Source organism: Microbacterium sp. VKM Ac-2923 (assembly GCF_022815605.1).
Taxonomy (GTDB): Bacteria; Actinomycetota; Actinomycetes; order Actinomycetales; family Microbacteriaceae; genus Microbacterium.
Genome location: NZ_JALGRP010000005.1, coordinates 244,974 through 261,281, shown reverse-complemented (window position 1 = coordinate 261,281; position 16,308 = coordinate 244,974). Strand labels below are relative to the sequence as shown.

Genomic DNA, 16,308 nt, shown 5'->3' with positions numbered 1-16,308 from the left:
CCGCGGGCCCGTGCGCGAAAACAGGGAATCGTCCGAGAACCCGACTGCGCGAGCCGCATCGCTCCTGTTCTCGAACGATCCCCTGTTCTCACTTGCTCGGCGCCTCCGCCAGTCCCAGCACGTCCAACAGCCACGCCAGCTCGAAGGCGCGCTCCCGCCAGGCGTTGTAGCGGCCGCTGACGCCGCCGTGGCCCGCGACCATCTCGCACTTCAGCAGGGCGTCGGCGCCGACCTCGCGCAGGCGCGCGACCCACTTCGCCGGCTCGACATACAGCACGCGGGTGTCGTTCAGCGAGGTGACGGCGAGGATGCGGGGGTACTCCGCGTCGGCACGGACGTTCTCGTACGGCGAGTACGACTTCATGTAGGCGTAGACGTCGGCGTCGTGCAGCGGGTCGCCCCACTCGTCCCACTCGATCACCGTCAGGGGGAGCGAGGGGTCGAGGATCGTCGTCAACGCGTCGACGAAGGGCACGTCGGCGAGGATGCCGGCGAACATCTCGGGAGCGAGGTTCGCCACGGCGCCCATGAGCAGCCCGCCGGCGCTGCCGCCCTCGGCGACGATGCGGTCGGGTGTCGTGTAGCCCTCGGACACCAGATGGCGCGCCGCAGCGACGAAGTCGGTGAAGGTGTTGCGCTTGGCGAGCAGCTTGCCGTCTTCGTACCACTGGCGACCCATCTCGCCGCCGCCTCGCACGTGCGCCACGGCGAAGACGACGCCCCGATCGAGCAGCGAGAGTCGCGCCACCGAGAAGCCGGGGTCGATGGAGTGCTCGTACGAGCCGTACCCGTACAGGTGCACCGGGCGCGGCGCGGCACCCGGCTCGCCGAACGACCGCTTCCACACCAGCGACACGGGCACACGCGTGCCGTCGTCGGCGTCGGCCCATACGCGCGCCTGGCCGTAGTCGGCGGGGTCGTAGCCGCCGAGCACGGGCTGGCGCTTGCGCAGAAGCAGCTGGCCCGACGCGATGTCGTAGTCGTACACCGTGCCCGGGGTGACGAAGGAGCCGTAGCCGAGTCGCAGCAGCGGCGGTGCCCACTCGTTGTTGACGCTTTCGCCGGCGCTGTACAGGGGTTCGTCGAAGGTGAGTTCGGTCACGTCTCCGTCTGCGTACGACAGCAGACCGAGACGCTCGAGTCCTTCGCGGCGATAGCCCACGACACCCCAGTCGCGGAACGTGTCGACGCCGAGCAGTCGGCGGCCGGCGCGATGAGCGATGACGATCTCGCGCGGGCCCTGGGGGTCGGATGCCGAGACCTTGACCAGCTCGAAGTCGAGGGCGTCGTCGTTATGCAGGACGTAGAGAACGTCTTGGTCGTCGACGATGGCGTGCGACGACGAGTACTCGACGCCCTCGCGCCGCGGCCAGATGGAACGCGGTTGCCGACGCAGGTCGTCGGCGTCGACGAGCAGTTCTTCCGAGGTGATGGAGGAGCCGACCTGGATCAGCAGGTAGCGTTCGCTGCGGGTGAAGCCCGCCCCCACCCAGTAACGCTCGTCGGGCTCGTGGAAGAGCTGCGTGTCCGTGTCGACGGGGGTTCCGATCTCGTGGAGCCAGACCGTGTCGGGGCGCCAGGCGTCGTCGACCGTCGTATAGACGATGAAGCGTCCGTCGGGTGAGAAAACGGCGCCCGCGAAGGTCCCGGGGATCTCATCGACGAGGTTCTCACCTGTGGTGAGATCGCGCACCCGCACGGTATAGCGTTCGTCGCCGGCGATGTCGACGCCGTACAGCAACCGCGTTCCGTCGATTGAGACGCTGAAGCTGCCGAGCGAGAAGAACTCGTTGCCCTTCGCTTCGATGTTGCCGTCGAGCAGCACCTGCTCCCCGGGCACCGATACGTCGGGAGACAGTTCGGGCGGCGTCCAGTCGTCGGGGGAGTCCAGGGGAGCCCGGCACTGGATGCCGTACTGCGCCCCCGCCACCGTGCGACCGTAGTACCACCAGTCGCCGCGGCGGGCGGGCACGGACAGGTCGGTCTCGAGGGTCCGGCCCTTGATCTCGCCGAAGATGGCTTCGCGGAGGGGCGCGAGGTGGGCGGTGCGCGCGGACGTGTAGGCGTTCTCCGCTTCGAGATGGGCCACGACCTCGCCGTCGTCCTTCGCGCGGAGCCACTCGTACGGGTCCTCGAACGTGTCGCCGTGGTGGGTGCGCGCTGCGGGGCGGCGGTCGGTGACGGGCGGGGTCGGCTGCTGCGGGTGGTCGGTCACCGTTCCACGGTAGTCGGCCGTGCCGACATCGGCTCGGGAGGACGCTCCGGAAGCCGCGCCGCCCGCGTTTGACCAGCGCGCGCGCCGGTGAAAGGATGACGACGCGACCTCGGTGAACGAGTGTCGAACTCCAGGTGAACTCTTCGTTCGTCGCGCCGATCCCGTCGGCATCCCCTCTTCCTTCTCACGGAAAGCGAACGGTGGAGAGCGCAGCCCTCATCATCGTGCTGGTCATCGCGCTGGCACTGTTCTTCGATTTCACCAACGGTTTCCACGACACCGCGAACGCGATGGCCACACCCATCGCGACCGGTGCGCTGAAGCCCAAGGTGGCGGTCCTGCTGGCCGCCTGCCTCAACCTGGTCGGCGCGTTCCTGTCGACCGAGGTCGCCAAGACGATCTCGGGCGGCATGATCCGCGAGGATCAGTTGAGCCCCGACATCTTCCCGCCGATCATCTTCGCCGGTCTCATCGGCGCGATCACCTGGAACATGTTGACCTGGCTGCTGGGGCTGCCCTCGAGTTCTTCGCACGCGCTGTTCGGCGGCCTCATCGGGGCGACGCTGGTGGGCGTGGGCGCGAGTGCGATCGACACGGGAGTCGTCCTCAGCAAGGTCATCCTCCCGGCGCTGATCGCTCCGCTGACGGCGGGGATCATCGCCTTCACCGTCACGAAGATCGCCTACGGCGTCACCCGTCGCTACGACATGAAGGCCGATGGCCGCGACGGCTTCCGGTGGGGGCAGATCTTCACCTCGTCGCTGGTGGCCCTGGCGCACGGCACGAACGACGCGCAGAAGACGATGGGTGTGATCACCCTCGCCCTCATCACCGTCGGGTGGCAGTCCAGCGCGAACCCCGACCCGCAGCTGTGGGTCATCTTCGCCTGCGCCATCACCATCGCGCTCGGTACGTACATGGGGGGCTGGCGAATCATCCGCACCCTCGGCAAGGGCCTCACCGACGTCAAGCCCGCCCAGGGTTTCTCGGCCGAGTCCTCGACGGCCGCGACGATCCTGGCATCCAGTGCCCTCGGGTTCGCGCTCTCGACGACGCAGGTCGCCTCGGGGTCCGTGATCGGCTCGGGCCTGGGGCGCCGCGGTTCGACCGTGCGTTGGAACACCGTCGGCCGCATCATGATCGGCTGGGTGCTGACGCTGCCCGCGGCCGGTGCGGTGGGTGCCGCGGCCGCGTTGATCGTGGTCTGGCTCGGCGGCTGGGGCGTCGCCGTCGACGCGGTGATCGCCGTCGTCATCATCCTGGGACTGTTCCTGCGCTCGCGTCGCGATTCGGTCACGTCGGCGAACGCCATGAGCGAGGTCGCCGACTCGGGGGCCGCGGTCAAGGTTCCCCGCAAGCCCGGTCCGACGCGCCACCGCCGTCGTCTCGACCGCGACAAGGTCGGAAAGGACGCCTGATGGGGATCAACTGGGAGGCGTTCCTCCAGGTCTTCGTCGCGGCGCTCCTGGGCGCATCGATCGTGGTCACCTTCTATGCACTGGGTCTGCGTCTGCTCGTGCGCGGCGGGCGTCCGCCGCTGGTCGCACCGGCGGAGTTCACGGATGCCATCACCGTGCTCAGCGACAAGCAGCGTCGTCGCGCCGAGCGGGCGGTCGCGAAAGCCGCCCAGAAGAACCCTCTGAGCGACGGGCAGAAGCGCCTGTCGGTCGTGGGCGCATACGTCTGCTTCGCGGTGTGCGCGGCGGCGGTGCTGGGCGCGCTGCTGCTGATCCTGCTGAATCACTGACCCACGACCCCCGACCGAGCGGATGCCGTTCGCGACGGCATCGTCCTCGACCACGCGTCCGGCGCTCGTCGGCCATCGGCCATCGCCGCAGGATCGCGGGCACACCGCGGAGCACGATGTCGGAGCCCCCTCCTAGGCTGGACGCATGGCATCCGTGCAGCTCGGTCAGCACGCGCCCGCCGCGCGCGTGATCCTCCACCTCAGCGACACTCATCTGTTGGGCGCCGACCGCCTTCTGGGAAACCGATACGACACCGCGCAGCACCTGCGCCGTACTCTCGCCGCGGCCGAGGCGACCGGCGTGCGTCCCGATGCCGTGGTCTTCACGGGCGATCTGACCGACCTCGGCGAACCCGAGGCGTACCGCGCCCTTCGCGCCGAAGTGGAGCCCTGGGCCGCGCGGCTCGATGCGCCGGTGATCTGGGTGGCGGGAAACCACGACGAGCGCCCCGCCCTGCGCCGCGAGCTGCTCGACGGCGAGGCGACCGAGGCGCCGGTGACGGGGGTGTGGGACCTCGGCGGCCTGCGCCTCATCGCCCTCGACTCCACCGTGCCCGGCTGGCATCACGGAGACGTCGACGCCGAGCAGCTCGCTTGGCTGCGCGCCGAGCTCGCCCAACCCGCACCCCTCGGGACGATCCTCGCTCTCCACCACCCGCCCCTGCCGACGCACATCCCGTTCTTCGACGTCCTCGAGCTCCGCGACCAGCCCGGCCTTGCCGACGTCGTCCGGGGCAGCGATGTGCGATCGATCCTCGCGGGGCACCTGCACTACTCCACCTCGGGCACCTTCGCGGGGGTCCCCGTGAGCGTGGCGGCGGCCTCGTGTTACACGATGGATCTCGCGCGACCCGCCGACGAGGTCAACGGCATGGATGCCGGGAGGTCCTTCCACCTCGTCCACGTCTGGGAGCACACGATCACCCACGCCGTCGTCCCCGTCGTCGATGCGGAGGCGACGGGGCACTTCACCCCCGAGTGGACGCGGCGTATGGCGGCATTGAGCCCCGAGGAACGGCTCGAGGCCTTCTCGCGCAAACGGTGAACGCGGGCAATAGACGAGCCGGACAACGCGGATGTCCCGGCAGGCCGCCGCGGCCACATCCGTGCGGTGGGGCGGTCGTTAGGCTCGTCGCATCCCTGCTCGCCGTGACACCCACAAGGACGTACCCATGGCTTTGGACGCGATGACGCGCACCCGTACCGAAACCGATTCCCTGGGATCCCTCGAGATCCCCGCCGACGCGTACTGGGGGATCCACACCGCCCGCGCGCTGGAGAACTTCCCGATCGCCAAGCGCCCCATCTCGGTCTACCCGGATCTGGTGCGCGCCCTCGCGATGGTCAAGCAGGCGTCCGCCCGCGCCAACGCCGAGATCGGCGTGCTCGACAGCGCCAAGGCCGACCTCATCGACCGCGCCGCCCAGCGCGTCATCGACGGCGAGTTCCATGACGAGTTCACCGTCGGCGTCATCCAGGGCGGGGCCGGCACCTCGACCAACATGAACGCCAACGAGGTCATCACCAACGTCGCCCTCGAGATGGCGGGGCGCGAGAAGGGCGACTACGCCTTCCTCTCGCCGATCGACGACACCAACCGCAGCCAGTCGACCAACGACGTCTACCCGACGGCGATCAAGATCGGGCTCGCGCTGGTGCTGCAGAGCTTGCTCGAGGAGCTCGCGCTGCTGCGGCAGTCGTTCCTGTCGAAGTCGGAGGAGTTCCACGACGTCCTCAAGGTCGGGCGCACCCAGCTCCAGGATGCCGTGCCGATGACGCTCGGGCAAGAGTTCCACGGCTTCGCCACCACGCTCGGCGAGGACTATAGCCGTCTCACCGAGAACGCGTACCTCATGTACGAGATCAACATGGGCGCCACCGCCATCGGCACCGGGATCACCGCCCACGCGGGCTACGGGGGAGCGGTGCTGCGGCACCTGCGCGAGATCACCGGCCTCGACCTCGAGACGGCCGCCGACCTCGTCGAGTCGACGAGCGACACGGGCGCCTTCATGTCGTTCTCGTCGTCGCTCAAGCGCAACGCCGTGAAGCTGTCGAAGATTTGCAACGACCTGCGTCTGCTCTCCAGCGGTCCCCAGGCCGGCCTCGGCGAGATCAACCTGCCGCCGCGGCAGGCGGGTTCCAGCATCATGCCGGGCAAGGTCAACCCCGTGATCCCCGAGGTCGTGAACCAGGTCGCCTTCTCGGTCGTCGGGGCCGACATGACGGTGACGATGGCGGTCGAGGGCGGGCAGCTGCAGCTCAACGCCTTCGAGCCGGTCATCGCCCACTCGATCTACCAGTCGATCACCTGGATGCGCCAGGCGATGTGGACGCTGCGGGTGAACTGCGTCGACGGCATCACCGCCAACCGCGAGCGTCTGGGTGCGATGGTCGGCTCCTCGGTCGGCGTCGTGACGGCGTTGACGCCCTTCATCGGCTACGCCGCGTCGGCGGCGCTGGCCAAGACCGCGTTGCTGACGCACCGCAACGTCGCCGACCTCGTGGTGGAGGCGGGCCTGATGACGCGCGATGAGGTCACGAAGCAGCTTTCACCGGCGAGGCTTTCGGGCCTGCAGACGGCGACCGCCGCGATCCCCGTCATCCGCTCCGCCGACAGCGTCGTCGAGGAGTGACCCGCTGAGACGTGCGGGGGCCAGGGACGGGTCGTCCCGGGCCCTCGTCCGCGGATGCCGTCTCAGTCGAGGATGCGGCAGTGCGTCGTCAGCTCGCCGATGCCGTCGATCCCGACGGTCACCGTCGAGCGGTCGCGGAGGAAGATCTGCGGGTCGCGCGAGTAGCCGGCGCCGCCCGGGCTGCCGGTCGAGATGAGGGTCCCCGGCAGCAGCGTCACCGACTCCGACAGCTTGTGGACGAGGGTCGCCACCGATCGCACCATCTGGCCGGTGCTGGCATCTTGGACGGTGTGTCCGTCGACGACCGTCCAGATGTGCAGATCCTGCGGATCTGGGATCTCGTCGGCGGTGACGACGAACGGACCCGTGGGGGTGAACCCGTCGAACGACTTGCACCGCGACCACTGCGCCTCGGAGAACTGGATGTTGCGGGCGGTGATGTCGTTGACCACCGTGTACCCCCACACGTGCTGCAGGGCGTCGGCTTCGGCGATGTCGCGGCCGGGGCGGCCGATGATGACGCCGAGTTCGGCTTCGTAGTCGACGGCCTCGCTCAGCGTGCGCGGCCACGACGTCGTCGCATCGTGCGCGGTGAGGGAGTTGGGCCAGAGGACGAAGACCGTGGGGCCCGCGTCGGTCTTGAGCCCCAGTTCCCCCGAGTGGGCGGCGTAGTTCAGCCCGACCGCGAGGATCGACGGGGGAGCGAGCACGGCCGAGGCGTACCGGACGCCGTGGACCGGATGCCGTGACCCGTCCGTCGCCGCCTCGCGCACGCGGTCGAGCAGGGCATCGCCGCCGGCGATGAGCCGCTCGAGGGTCGTGGGCGCGCCCTCGAAGAGCTCGTCGACGAAGACGAACTCCTCGCCGTGGACCGAGATGAGACGGGGGGCTTCGGCCCCTTCCTGGGACTGGGCGTGGGCGAAGCGCATACGTCCACGCTACCCGGACGGCCGCGCGGTCGGGGAGCTCGCAAGCCCCGGATGCCGTGTCGGACGTCGCACCTATGCTGTGCGCATGAGTTCCCCCTCGCCGTTCGCCCGACCCGGATCGGGCGAACCCACCCGCATCTCGACCGCGCCCCCGGCGGCCCCCTCCGCCGCACCCCCGCGGTCACGGCGCGGCGGCGTGGCGCTGTGGGTGGTCGCTGTGCTCCTCGTCCCCCTCCTGGCTCTGCTCGTGCGGTACTTCACCGGATTCCTCGGCACGGCGGCATCCTTCATCGGTCTGGTCCTCGCGGCCATCCCGTTCGTCATCGTCTGGTTCGCGGTCCGCTCCATCGACCGCTGGGAGCCCGAGCCGCGCCGGCTGCTGATCTTCGCGGTGGCGTGGGGGGCCATCGCCTCGGTGGTCATCGCCCTCGGAGTGGACCTGCTGGTGACGTTCGTGACCGGGGGACTCCCGCCCGCCGTCGGCTCGGTCGTGCAGGCGCCGATCGTCGAAGAGGTCGCGAAGGGGCTCGGCGTGCTGCTGATCTTCGTCTTCGCGCGGCGCGCGTTCGACGGGCCCGTCGACGGCATCGTCTACGGAGCGCTCATCGGCGCCGGATTCGCCCTCACCGAGAACGTGCAGTACTTCGCCATCAGCTACCTCGAGGGGGGCCCCGCGCAGGTGGCGAGCACTTTCTTCCTGCGGGCGGTGCTCTCGCCGTTCGCTCACGTGATGTTCACCAGCCTGACGGGCTTCGCGCTCGGTCTCGCCGCCCGGCGTGGTCTGGGCACCGCGGCGGCGCTGCGGTACGGCATCCCGGGTGTCATCGGTGCAATCGTCCTGCACGGGCTGTGGAACGGTTCCGCCACGTTCTTCGACTTCTTCGAGCTGTACGCGGCCCTGCAGGTGCCGCTTTTCGTGCTGTTCATCCTCGGCATCCTGGCGCTGCGGCGCGAAGAGACGCGGCTGACCCGTGCCCGCCTGGGCGAGTACTCCGCGGCCGGCTGGTTCACCGCGCAGGAGGTCGACATGCTCGCCACCGGCCCCGGACGCCGATCGGCCGTCGCGTGGGCGCGTACCCTCCCGGGCGACCGCTCGGCGGTGATGAAGACGTTCATCGTGGATGCCACGGCGCTCGCCGCCGCCCGGCAGCGGTCGCTGTCGGGCCGCGACCCGAACGCGCCGGCCACCGAGCGCTACCTGTTGGAGCGCACGATGGCCGCGCGGGCGGCGCTGCTGTCGGCGTAGGACGACGCGCGCCCTGCCCGGGCCTCAGCGGGGCGCCCGTGCTCGGGGCTCCGGTGCCCCGCCGACCGTGCCCGTCGCCCGCTGGCCGTGCCGTCGCCCGCTGGCCGTGCCGTCGCCCGCTGCCCTCGCCCCGCTGTCCGTTGTCCGAGCACGCAGCTCGTGCGCATCGGACGGACTGGTGGCCCGCTGCCCTCGCCCGCTGCCCGGGGGCGGGTCTTGACACCGCGCCGGCGCGGGAGCACCATCGAGGTAGGCCAACTCAGCGCCCGGTAGACACGCAGGCATCGCCGCGGCACCGGGCGCTGAGTCTTTCCCCAGCCGATGTCCCGGGCTTCTCGCAAGCCCCCGGCGTGCTTGGATGGAGTCATGACTGATCGCACCAAGCCGGAGTTCGACGCTCCCAGCGGCCCTGCCCCCTCCGACCTCGTCATCCGCGACATCACCGTCGGCGACGGCGACGAGGCGAAGCCCGGCGACACCGTCACCGTGCACTACGCCGGTGTCGAGTACGAGTCGGGCGAAGAGTTCGATTCCTCCTGGGGTCGTGGCGAGAGCATCCAGTTCCCGCTCCGCGGCCTCATCCAGGGCTGGCAGGACGGCATCCCGGGCATGAAGGTCGGCGGACGCCGCGAGCTCGTCATCCCGCCGCACCTGGCATACGGACCCGCCGGTGGGCACTTCCTCGGCGGGAAGACCCTCATCTTCATCATCGACCTCATCAAGGTTGGCTGACCGGGCGTTCTTCACCGGACGTTCACGAACCCGAGGGGGCTGCGGCCTCCTCGGGTTCGTCGTTTCACTCGACCGTGGAATACATTCGCCTGAATGGGAGTTGAACCCCGGCAGGACGCCGACGCGGCTCCCCAGACCTCTAGGAGTGACATGACCGACACCACCACCCTCGACATCCCCGGCTACAAGGCGGGCACCTGGGTTCTCGACCCCGCCCACAGCGAGGTCACCTTCTCGGTGCGCCACATGATGATCTCGAAGGTCCGCGGCACCTTCGGTATGAAGAGCGCGACGATCGTCGCCCCCGAGAACCCCCTCGAGGCCACCGTCGAGGCCTCCGTCGACGTCACCTCGGTCGACACCAAGGACGAGGGCCGCGACCAGCACCTGCGCTCGGCCGAATTCTTCGACACCGAGACCTACCCGACCATGGACTTCCGCTCCACCGGCGTCCGCCTCGAAGACGGCGACTTCCTCGTCGACGGTGACCTGACCATCCGCGGCATCACCAAGCCCGCGACCTTCGCCCTCGACTTCGGGGGCTTCGGCACCGATCCGTGGGGCAACTACAAGGCCGGCGCCACCGCCAAGACGGTCGTGAACCGTGAAGATTTCGGTCTCACCTGGAATGCCGCCCTCGAGACCGGTGGCGTGCTCGTCGGCAAGGACGTCACCATCGAGCTCGACCTTCAGCTCGCGCTCCAGGCGTGATCCCCCCGCAGCGGTCGCTGCGGACGTGATCCCATGAGGGCCTCGGATGCCATGGCATCCGGGGCCCTCGTCGTGTTTCGAGGGGAGTCGGCGACCAGGGGGCGCCACGCGGGCACGCGCTGGTGTCGCGGTGCTGCGGGCCGTGGGTCGCGCCGCTCGGACGGGTCGCCACGCGCGCACGCGCCGGTGTCGCGGTGCGTGCGGGCCGCGGGTCGCGCCGCTCGGACGGACCGCCGCGCCCACGCGCGCGGCGTTGCGGAACCCCCCGTGCCGGCTCGTCCGCTCAGACGGGGGTGCGCCGCGGGATCCGCAGTCTCTGCTGCACCAGCAGGATGCCGACGAACACGACCGCGGCGCCGACCGGTTCGTTCCACGAGATGCGCTCGCCGAGCACGAGGACGCCGAGTGCCACGCCGACGACCGGCGTGATGTACGTGACGGTGGACGCGCGCGTCGGACCCCACGCGCGCAGCACGTTCTGGTTCCAGATGTACGCCAGGCCGGTGCCGAGCACGCCCAGCGTGACGATGCTCGCGACCACCGGAGGGGTGAGGTTCATCGGTTCGGCCAAGATCACCGGCGACAGCAGCACCATGATCGCCGCCGCGGGACCGATGTAGCCGAAGGCCAGGGCGATGCCCGAGAGCCCGGTGTCGCTCAGGAACCGCCGCACGTACGCGAGGCTGAATCCGTAGCAGGCGGTGGCGCCGAGGAGGGCGAGCTGGGCAACGGTGCTGTCGCCGACGTCGGTCACCGCTCCGGGCGCGATGATCACGACGACACCGGCGATGCCGATGGCGATGCCGACCAGCTGGCCGGGCTTGAGGCGTTCGACGCGGAACGCCGCCCAGGCCATGATGGCCGTCATGATCGGGGTCGTCGCGTTGAAAATGCTCGCCAAACCGGACGACACGTGCTGCTCGGCCCAGGCGAACAGCAGGAACGGCACGGCGCAGAACGTCACGGCCAGCACGCAGAGGTGCCCCCAGACCCGCCGGCTCCGCGGGAGCCGTTCGCGGCGGATCGCGACGATCGCACCGAGGGCCAGGGCGCCGAAGAGGAGGCGACCGCCGGCGACCTGTGGCGGTGTCATGCCGGTGAGGGCGACCGCGATGAAGAGGAAGCTCGAGCCCCAGACGATCCCGGCGAGGACGAACTGGACAGCGATCGAGACGGGGGAGGGAGAGGGACCGGATGCCACGTTCCCGACCCTAGGCCCGCGCACCGACATCGCACCGTCCGGGCGAGTGCGACGGCCGGAATCCGCCGACGATCGGCAGTCAGACCCTGCGGCGGTCGCGGTGCGGGGCGGCGGCCTCGGGCGGGCGGAAGCGCGCCGCGGAGAGGGCGGAGCGGGGGGAGCAGCGTCAGGGCTGCGGATCACGTGCGTCGTACTGCCGGAACCGGGGCGAGAGGCGTACGAGAGTGCCCACGAGGGCCAGGATCACGAGGCCGCCGAGCAGGGGCGGCACCCAGAGGGCCGCGATGGTCGCGAGGGTGCCGGCGTACAGGGCACCCACGCGCGGACCGCCGGCCACCACCACGATGAAGATGCCCTGGAGACGGCCGCGCATGGCATCCGGAACCGCCGCCTGCATCATGGTCGACCGGTAGATGGCGCTGACGTTGTCGGCGGCGCCGGAGACCGAAAGGGCGATGGCTGCCAGGACGATCAGGGCGACGGCGGCGTGCGACTCGTCGACGACCTCGGGGCGGAGCCAGCCCGACGCGGCGGCGAGCAGCACGAGCCCGAAGGCGCCGATTGACAGACCATAGACCTGGATCGCCCTCTCGATGCCGAGCCCCTGGCGGCGGACGCGGCCGATGGGTCCGGAGAACAGGCTCGACAGGAAGGCACCCGCGGCGACCGCCGCCGTGAGCACGCCCGTGGTGATCGCACCGCCGCCGAGGAGGACCGCGCCGATCGCGGGGAACAGGGCCACCGGCTGGCCGAAGGTCATCGCGATGATGTCGAGCACGTACTGCAGGCGGATGTTGGGTGCGCGGCGCAGGAACCGCACGCCGTCGCGCAGCGACTCCAGGCCGGGGCGCACCACCTCGCCTTCCGGACGGAGCTTCGGCAGCGACCACAGGCCGAGGAACAGCGACGTCATGAGCAGCACGTCGAGGGAGTAGGTCCACGCGTAGCCGGCGACGGCGACGAGCACCCCCGCGAGCGCGGGACCGGCCATCACCATGATGCCGAAGGTGACCCCCTGCAGCGCGGCGGCGGCCGGCAGCAGATCGCGGGGGAGGAGGCGCGGAGTGATCGCCGACTTGGTGGCCATGACGATCGAGTTGGCTGCGGAATTCACCACGCTGAGGACGAAGAGCCACCCCACTGTCTCGAGCCCGGTCCACGCCAACACCGCGAGCAGTGCGGTCGAGGCGAAGGTGACCACGGCCGCGAGCAGGGCCACCGTGCGGCGGTCGAACGCGTCGGCGAGCATGCCGCCGTACAGGCCCGCCGCGATCATCGGCAGGAGTCCCGCGACCGCGATCATCGACACCGCGAGAGTGCTCTGGGTCAACTCGAACACGTGCAGCATGACCGCGACCACGGTGAGCTGGCCGCCGAGCCCGGCCAGCGTGGACCCGATCCACAGGCGGGCGAATGCGGGGGAGGTCGTGAGGGGGCGTAGATCGATGAACGCGCTCTGGCGCACGCTCACGCGTCGACCTCCACGCGTTTCACGCGGGACGTGTGCCCCCGCAGGATCTCGACATCGCGCGGCCGCACGTCGAAGTGGGCGGCGAGCGCTTCGACGACCCCGCTGTTGGCGGCACCGTCGACGGCGCGTTCGCGCACGCGGACCACGAGGCCCTGGGCGGTGTCTTCGACCAGGGGACCGCGTCGGTCGCCGGGCTTGACGCGGACGGTGAACTGCACGGATCGAGGCTACGCCAGCCCTCCGACACCTGGCGCGGCCGGGATGCTGCAGCGGTTCGGCTGCGGCATCCGCATGCGGTAGACTCATGCGGTTGCCGTTTGATCGGCCGCGGATAAAGAGAGCCCACGCATCAGGCGTCGGGCGCCGCGCAATGAGAGAAAGGGGATCCCATCTATGCCGCTCGAGTCTGACGCCAAGAAGGCGATCATCGAAGAGTACGCGACGCACCCCGGTGACACCGGATCCCCCGAGGTGCAGGTCGCGATGCTGACGCAGCGCATCAAGGACCTCACCGAGCACCTCAAGGAGCACAAGCACGACCACCACTCGCGTCGTGGTCTGTTCTTGATGGTGGGTCAGCGCCGTCGTCTGCTCGGCTACCTCCAGGACATCGACATCGCGCGTTACCGCTCGCTGATCGAGCGCCTGGGTCTCCGTCGCTAAGCGCGACCCCCGCGTATATCGCTTTCTCGAAGGCCGCCCCACGGTGTGGGGCGGCCTTCGTCGTTCCCGGATGCCGTGACGCCCGCGCGCACGCGGTCGCACCCGTGCGGCGAATGCGGGACCGCCACGCATAAACGCGGATCGGGCCCATCAACACGGTGCCGCAGCGTTTACACGCACGATCCGTGTTTATGGATGAAATTCGCGGCGGTGTCGGGCGCCGTCCTCAATGGATGCCGGTGCGCGGCAAACCCCGAACAGACACTGCCCGGCTCGCGAGCGGTGTGACTGGCGAGCCCGCGGGATAGGGATGCCGCGCGGCTGGCGGGCAGGATCAGGATGCCGCGCGGGTGGCGTGCAGGATCAGGATGCCGCGCGGGCGGCGGGCGGGATCAGGATGCCGCGCGGGCGGCGACCAGGTCGGGGTGCCAGCGCTCGGCCACGTCGGGGTGGGCGCGGAGGCGAGACTTGAGCGCGTTCTCGCCGTAGGTGGCGTGGATGGGATTGGTCGGGTCCTCTTCCACGCCGCGGGCTTCGGCCGCGAGCTCGACCGGCAGCTCGATGATGGGCAGGCGCGCATCGAGCGCGGGGTTGAAGAAGAACGGCACCGAGATGCGCTCGTCGGGGAAGCGCGGCGAGATCACGCGGTGGTTGGTCGCGCGCAGGTAGCCCTGCGTGGCGTACTCGAGCAGCTCGCCGATGTTCACCACGAAGGCGCCCGACACCGGGGGAGCGTCCACCCACTCGCCGTCGCGCTCCACTTGCAGCCCGCCCTTGCCGGGCTCGACCCAGAGCAGCGTCAAGACCCCGGAGTCCTTGTGCGCGCCCACCCCTTGCTGCGGCGTCGGGTCGTCCTTACCGGGGTAGCGGACGATCTTGATGAGGGTCTGCGGGTCGCCGAAGTGGCGGTCGAAGTACTGCTCCTCGGCGCCGAGGGCGAGCGCCCACGCGCGCAGCAGCTTGCGGGCGACGCCGGTGAGGTGGTCGTGCCACTCGGTGACGACCTCCTTCAGCTCCGGCTGTGCGGCGGGCCAGAGGTTCGGTCCGATCAGACGGTTGTAGCCCGGGCCGTCGGGGTCCCGGATCGCGTCGCGCTCGGGACCGATGTCGATCTGCTCGCGCCAGTCGACGCGGCCCTGCGTGCGCTCGCCGCCGACGCGCGTGTAGCCGCGGAAGTGCGGGCTGGTGACGTTCTCGATCGCGAGTTTCTCGGCATCCGGGAGGGCGAAGAAATCCTTGGCCACCCGTAACAGGTTCGTCTCGAGCTCGGCGCTGACGCCGGTGCCGGTCAGGTAGAAGAAGCCGACGTCGTGGGTGGCCGCGCGCAGCTCATCGCGGAAGCGGGCGGCGGCATCCGGACCCTGGTCGAGCAGGGAGAGGTCGAGAACGGGGAGATTCAGGTCGGGCATGCGACGAGGCTAGGTCGCTCCCGCCGCGGGCGCGCGGAATGTTGCCGACCGTTACCGTCTCGGTCGCCCGGGCGGCGCGCGTCGCCGGATGGCCGCCGGGCTCCGACCCTCCCCGCTGATGCGGCACCGGGAGGGGCGGAGCGACGGCGCGCCGGAGATCGGAGGTGCGCGAAACGGCGAACATGCGTAATCTGTCACAGTCAGGTGAGGCTGTCCTTACCCGATCCGCAGCGTCGCGGCTCCCCTGAACCCGAAAGTCGGATCACCGCCCGTGCTCGCCAGTTTCTTCGCCACCTTCCTCATCGGCCTCCGCGAAGGCCTCGAAGCCGCGCTCGTCGTCGGCATCCTCGTGGCCTACCTCACCCGCGTCGGGCGTCGCGATGCCCTGCCGAAGCTCTGGACGGGCGTCGGGCTCGCGGTGGCCCTCGCTCTCGGCGTCGGAGCGGTCTTCACCTTCGGGGCGTACATGCTCACGTTCGAGGCGCAGGAGCTTCTCGGTGGGGGGATGTCGCTTCTTGCCGTGGCCATGGTCACCTGGATGATCTTCTGGATGCAGAAGGCCGGCCGCTCGCTCAAAGCCGGTCTCGAGGGCGGCGTCGACAGGGCGCTCCGGGGCGGTGTGTGGGCGCTGGTCGCGATCGGCTTCGTCTCGGTCGCGCGCGAGGGGGTCGAGACCACGCTGTTCCTGTGGGCGATGGTGCAGTCCTTCCAGGATCGGTCGGAAGCCCTCCTCGGAGCCGTGGTGGGTCTCGGCATCGCCGTCGTGCTCGGCTGGCTCATCGCTCGCGGGATGCTGCGGCTCAATCTGGGCCGCTTCTTCACCTGGAGCGGGGGATTCCTCGTCGTCGTGGCCGCGGGAGTGTTGGCGTACGCGATCCACGATCTGCAGGAAGCGGGCGCCCTCCCCGGCCCGTTCGGCGGCGCGGCCCCGCTCGACCCCGTCACCGGGGGCGTCGCCACCGGCTGGGCCGGCTTCCCCTTCGGGTGGGCGTTCGACGTGTCCGCACAGATCGCCCCGTCCGGGCCCCTCGCGGCGTTGCTGCAGGCGACCGTCGGCTTCATGCCCGCGATGACCTGGCTGCAGGTGATCGCCTGGGTGCTCTACGTCGCGATCGTCGTGCCGCTGTTCGTCCGCGGGGTGCGCGCGAACCGCCGCCCGCGCCCGGCGGTGCCGATCGACGATGCCGTGGCATCGGCGTCCGAAGACGCCTCGACGCCTCCGTCCGCCGCGGTGTCGCCCGCCGTGTCCCCGCACGCGTCGGGCAGCGTCGCGCCCCCGAACCCCGCCGCCCCCGCGGACGCTCGCCCCTCCGGCGTCACCGCCGCCCCGTAGACCCCGGTTCCCGCG

15 protein-coding genes are annotated in these 16,308 nt (G+C 70.2%); 9 read left to right on the top strand and 6 right to left on the bottom strand.

Annotated features, from left to right (window positions below; all coding sequences use genetic code 11):
* Positions 1 to 88: 88 nt before the first annotated feature.
* Positions 89 to 2,215 (bottom strand): S9 family peptidase, encoded by a 2,127-nt coding sequence (locus MT347_RS10865; RefSeq protein ID WP_243500974.1) that lies wholly within the window; start codon positions 2,213 to 2,215, stop codon positions 89 to 91.
* Between the two features lie 200 nt (positions 2,216 to 2,415).
* On the opposite strand from MT347_RS10865, the gene MT347_RS10860 reads away from it, so the two are divergent.
* The 4 genes from MT347_RS10860 (at position 2,416) to MT347_RS10845 (ending at position 6,598) form a co-directional block, all read left to right on the top strand.
* Entirely contained in the window at positions 2,416 to 3,633 is a 1,218-nt protein-coding gene (locus tag MT347_RS10860; RefSeq protein ID WP_243501132.1) for an inorganic phosphate transporter, read from the top strand.
* Positions 3,633 to 3,962, top strand: a complete 330-nt coding sequence (locus tag MT347_RS10855; RefSeq protein WP_243500973.1) for a peptidase — start codon at positions 3,633 to 3,635, stop codon at positions 3,960 to 3,962. The genes MT347_RS10860 and MT347_RS10855 overlap by 1 nt, the downstream gene beginning before the upstream one ends.
* A gap of 145 nt (positions 3,963 to 4,107) precedes the next feature.
* The gene (locus MT347_RS10850; RefSeq protein WP_243500956.1) at positions 4,108 to 5,007 is read left to right on the top strand and encodes a phosphodiesterase; all 900 of its coding nucleotides are present in this window, start codon (positions 4,108 to 4,110) and stop codon (positions 5,005 to 5,007) included.
* 127 nt (positions 5,008 to 5,134) lie between these two features.
* Positions 5,135 to 6,598, top strand: a complete 1,464-nt coding sequence (locus MT347_RS10845) for an aspartate ammonia-lyase (protein ID WP_243500955.1) — start codon at positions 5,135 to 5,137, stop codon at positions 6,596 to 6,598.
* A 62-nt stretch (positions 6,599 to 6,660) separates the two neighbouring features.
* Here MT347_RS10845 and MT347_RS10840 read toward each other — a convergent pair whose 3' ends face one another.
* A complete protein-coding gene (locus tag MT347_RS10840; protein ID WP_243500954.1) occupies positions 6,661 to 7,527 on the bottom strand; it encodes a fumarylacetoacetate hydrolase family protein in 867 nt (288 codons plus the stop codon).
* 85 nt (positions 7,528 to 7,612) lie between these two features.
* Between MT347_RS10840 and MT347_RS10835 the strand changes: the two genes are divergently transcribed.
* The 3 genes from MT347_RS10835 (at position 7,613) to MT347_RS10825 (ending at position 10,216) form a co-directional block, all read left to right on the top strand.
* The gene (locus tag MT347_RS10835; RefSeq protein ID WP_243500953.1) at positions 7,613 to 8,773 is read left to right on the top strand and encodes a PrsW family intramembrane metalloprotease; all 1,161 of its coding nucleotides are present in this window, start codon (positions 7,613 to 7,615) and stop codon (positions 8,771 to 8,773) included.
* A gap of 366 nt (positions 8,774 to 9,139) precedes the next feature.
* On the top strand, positions 9,140 to 9,505 hold the full coding sequence (locus tag MT347_RS10830) for an FKBP-type peptidyl-prolyl cis-trans isomerase (protein WP_243500952.1): 366 nt from the start codon (positions 9,140 to 9,142) through the stop codon (positions 9,503 to 9,505).
* Between the two features lie 150 nt (positions 9,506 to 9,655).
* Positions 9,656 to 10,216, top strand: a complete 561-nt coding sequence (locus MT347_RS10825) for a YceI family protein (protein ID WP_243500951.1) — start codon at positions 9,656 to 9,658, stop codon at positions 10,214 to 10,216.
* Positions 10,217 to 10,499: 283 nt separating this feature from the next.
* Here the strand turns inward: MT347_RS10825 and MT347_RS10820 are convergent, their stop codons facing one another.
* The 3 genes from MT347_RS10820 to MT347_RS10810 form a co-directional block, all read right to left on the bottom strand.
* A complete protein-coding gene (locus MT347_RS10820) occupies positions 10,500 to 11,417 on the bottom strand; it encodes a DMT family transporter (RefSeq protein ID WP_243500950.1) in 918 nt (305 codons plus the stop codon).
* A 166-nt stretch (positions 11,418 to 11,583) separates the two neighbouring features.
* Positions 11,584 to 12,888 carry an MFS transporter gene (locus tag MT347_RS10815; RefSeq protein WP_243500949.1) on the bottom strand — a complete coding sequence of 435 codons (1,305 nt, stop codon included), beginning with the start codon at positions 12,886 to 12,888 and terminating at the stop codon, positions 11,584 to 11,586.
* Positions 12,885 to 13,106, bottom strand: coding sequence for a DUF167 domain-containing protein (locus tag MT347_RS10810; RefSeq protein WP_243500948.1), 222 nt, complete (start codon positions 13,104 to 13,106; stop codon positions 12,885 to 12,887). Before MT347_RS10810 ends, MT347_RS10815 begins: the two co-directional genes overlap by 4 nt.
* A 175-nt stretch (positions 13,107 to 13,281) precedes the next feature.
* Here MT347_RS10810 and rpsO point away from each other — a divergent pair, with 175 nt between their 5' ends.
* On the top strand, positions 13,282 to 13,551 hold the full coding sequence (gene rpsO / locus MT347_RS10805) for a 30S ribosomal protein S15 (RefSeq protein WP_019180606.1): 270 nt from the start codon (positions 13,282 to 13,284) through the stop codon (positions 13,549 to 13,551).
* A gap of 392 nt (positions 13,552 to 13,943) precedes the next feature.
* Here rpsO and MT347_RS10800 read toward each other — a convergent pair whose 3' ends face one another.
* The gene (locus tag MT347_RS10800) at positions 13,944 to 14,960 is read right to left on the bottom strand and encodes an isopenicillin N synthase family oxygenase (RefSeq protein ID WP_243500947.1); all 1,017 of its coding nucleotides are present in this window, start codon (positions 14,958 to 14,960) and stop codon (positions 13,944 to 13,946) included.
* Between the two features lie 271 nt (positions 14,961 to 15,231).
* Between MT347_RS10800 and efeU the strand changes: the two genes are divergently transcribed.
* Entirely contained in the window at positions 15,232 to 16,293 is a 1,062-nt protein-coding gene (efeU, locus tag MT347_RS10795) for an iron uptake transporter permease EfeU (RefSeq protein WP_243500946.1), read from the top strand.
* Positions 16,294 to 16,308 lie beyond the last annotated feature (15 nt).

Coding starts and splice junctions, on each gene's coding strand:
- MT347_RS10855 (WP_243500973.1), top strand. CDS start 3,633: ATGGGGATCAACTGGGAGGCGTTCCTCCAGGTCTTCGTCGCGGCGCTC.
- MT347_RS10850 (WP_243500956.1), top strand. CDS start 4,108: ATGGCATCCGTGCAGCTCGGTCAGCACGCGCCCGCCGCGCGCGTGATC.
- MT347_RS10845 (WP_243500955.1), top strand. CDS start 5,135: ATGGCTTTGGACGCGATGACGCGCACCCGTACCGAAACCGATTCCCTG.
- MT347_RS10840 (WP_243500954.1), bottom strand. CDS start 7,527: ATGCGCTTCGCCCACGCCCAGTCCCAGGAAGGGGCCGAAGCCCCCCGT.
- MT347_RS10835 (WP_243500953.1), top strand. CDS start 7,613: ATGAGTTCCCCCTCGCCGTTCGCCCGACCCGGATCGGGCGAACCCACC.
- MT347_RS10830 (WP_243500952.1), top strand. CDS start 9,140: ATGACTGATCGCACCAAGCCGGAGTTCGACGCTCCCAGCGGCCCTGCC.
- MT347_RS10825 (WP_243500951.1), top strand. CDS start 9,656: ATGACCGACACCACCACCCTCGACATCCCCGGCTACAAGGCGGGCACC.
- rpsO (WP_019180606.1), top strand. CDS start 13,282: ATGCCGCTCGAGTCTGACGCCAAGAAGGCGATCATCGAAGAGTACGCG.
- MT347_RS10800 (WP_243500947.1), bottom strand. CDS start 14,960: ATGCCCGACCTGAATCTCCCCGTTCTCGACCTCTCCCTGCTCGACCAG.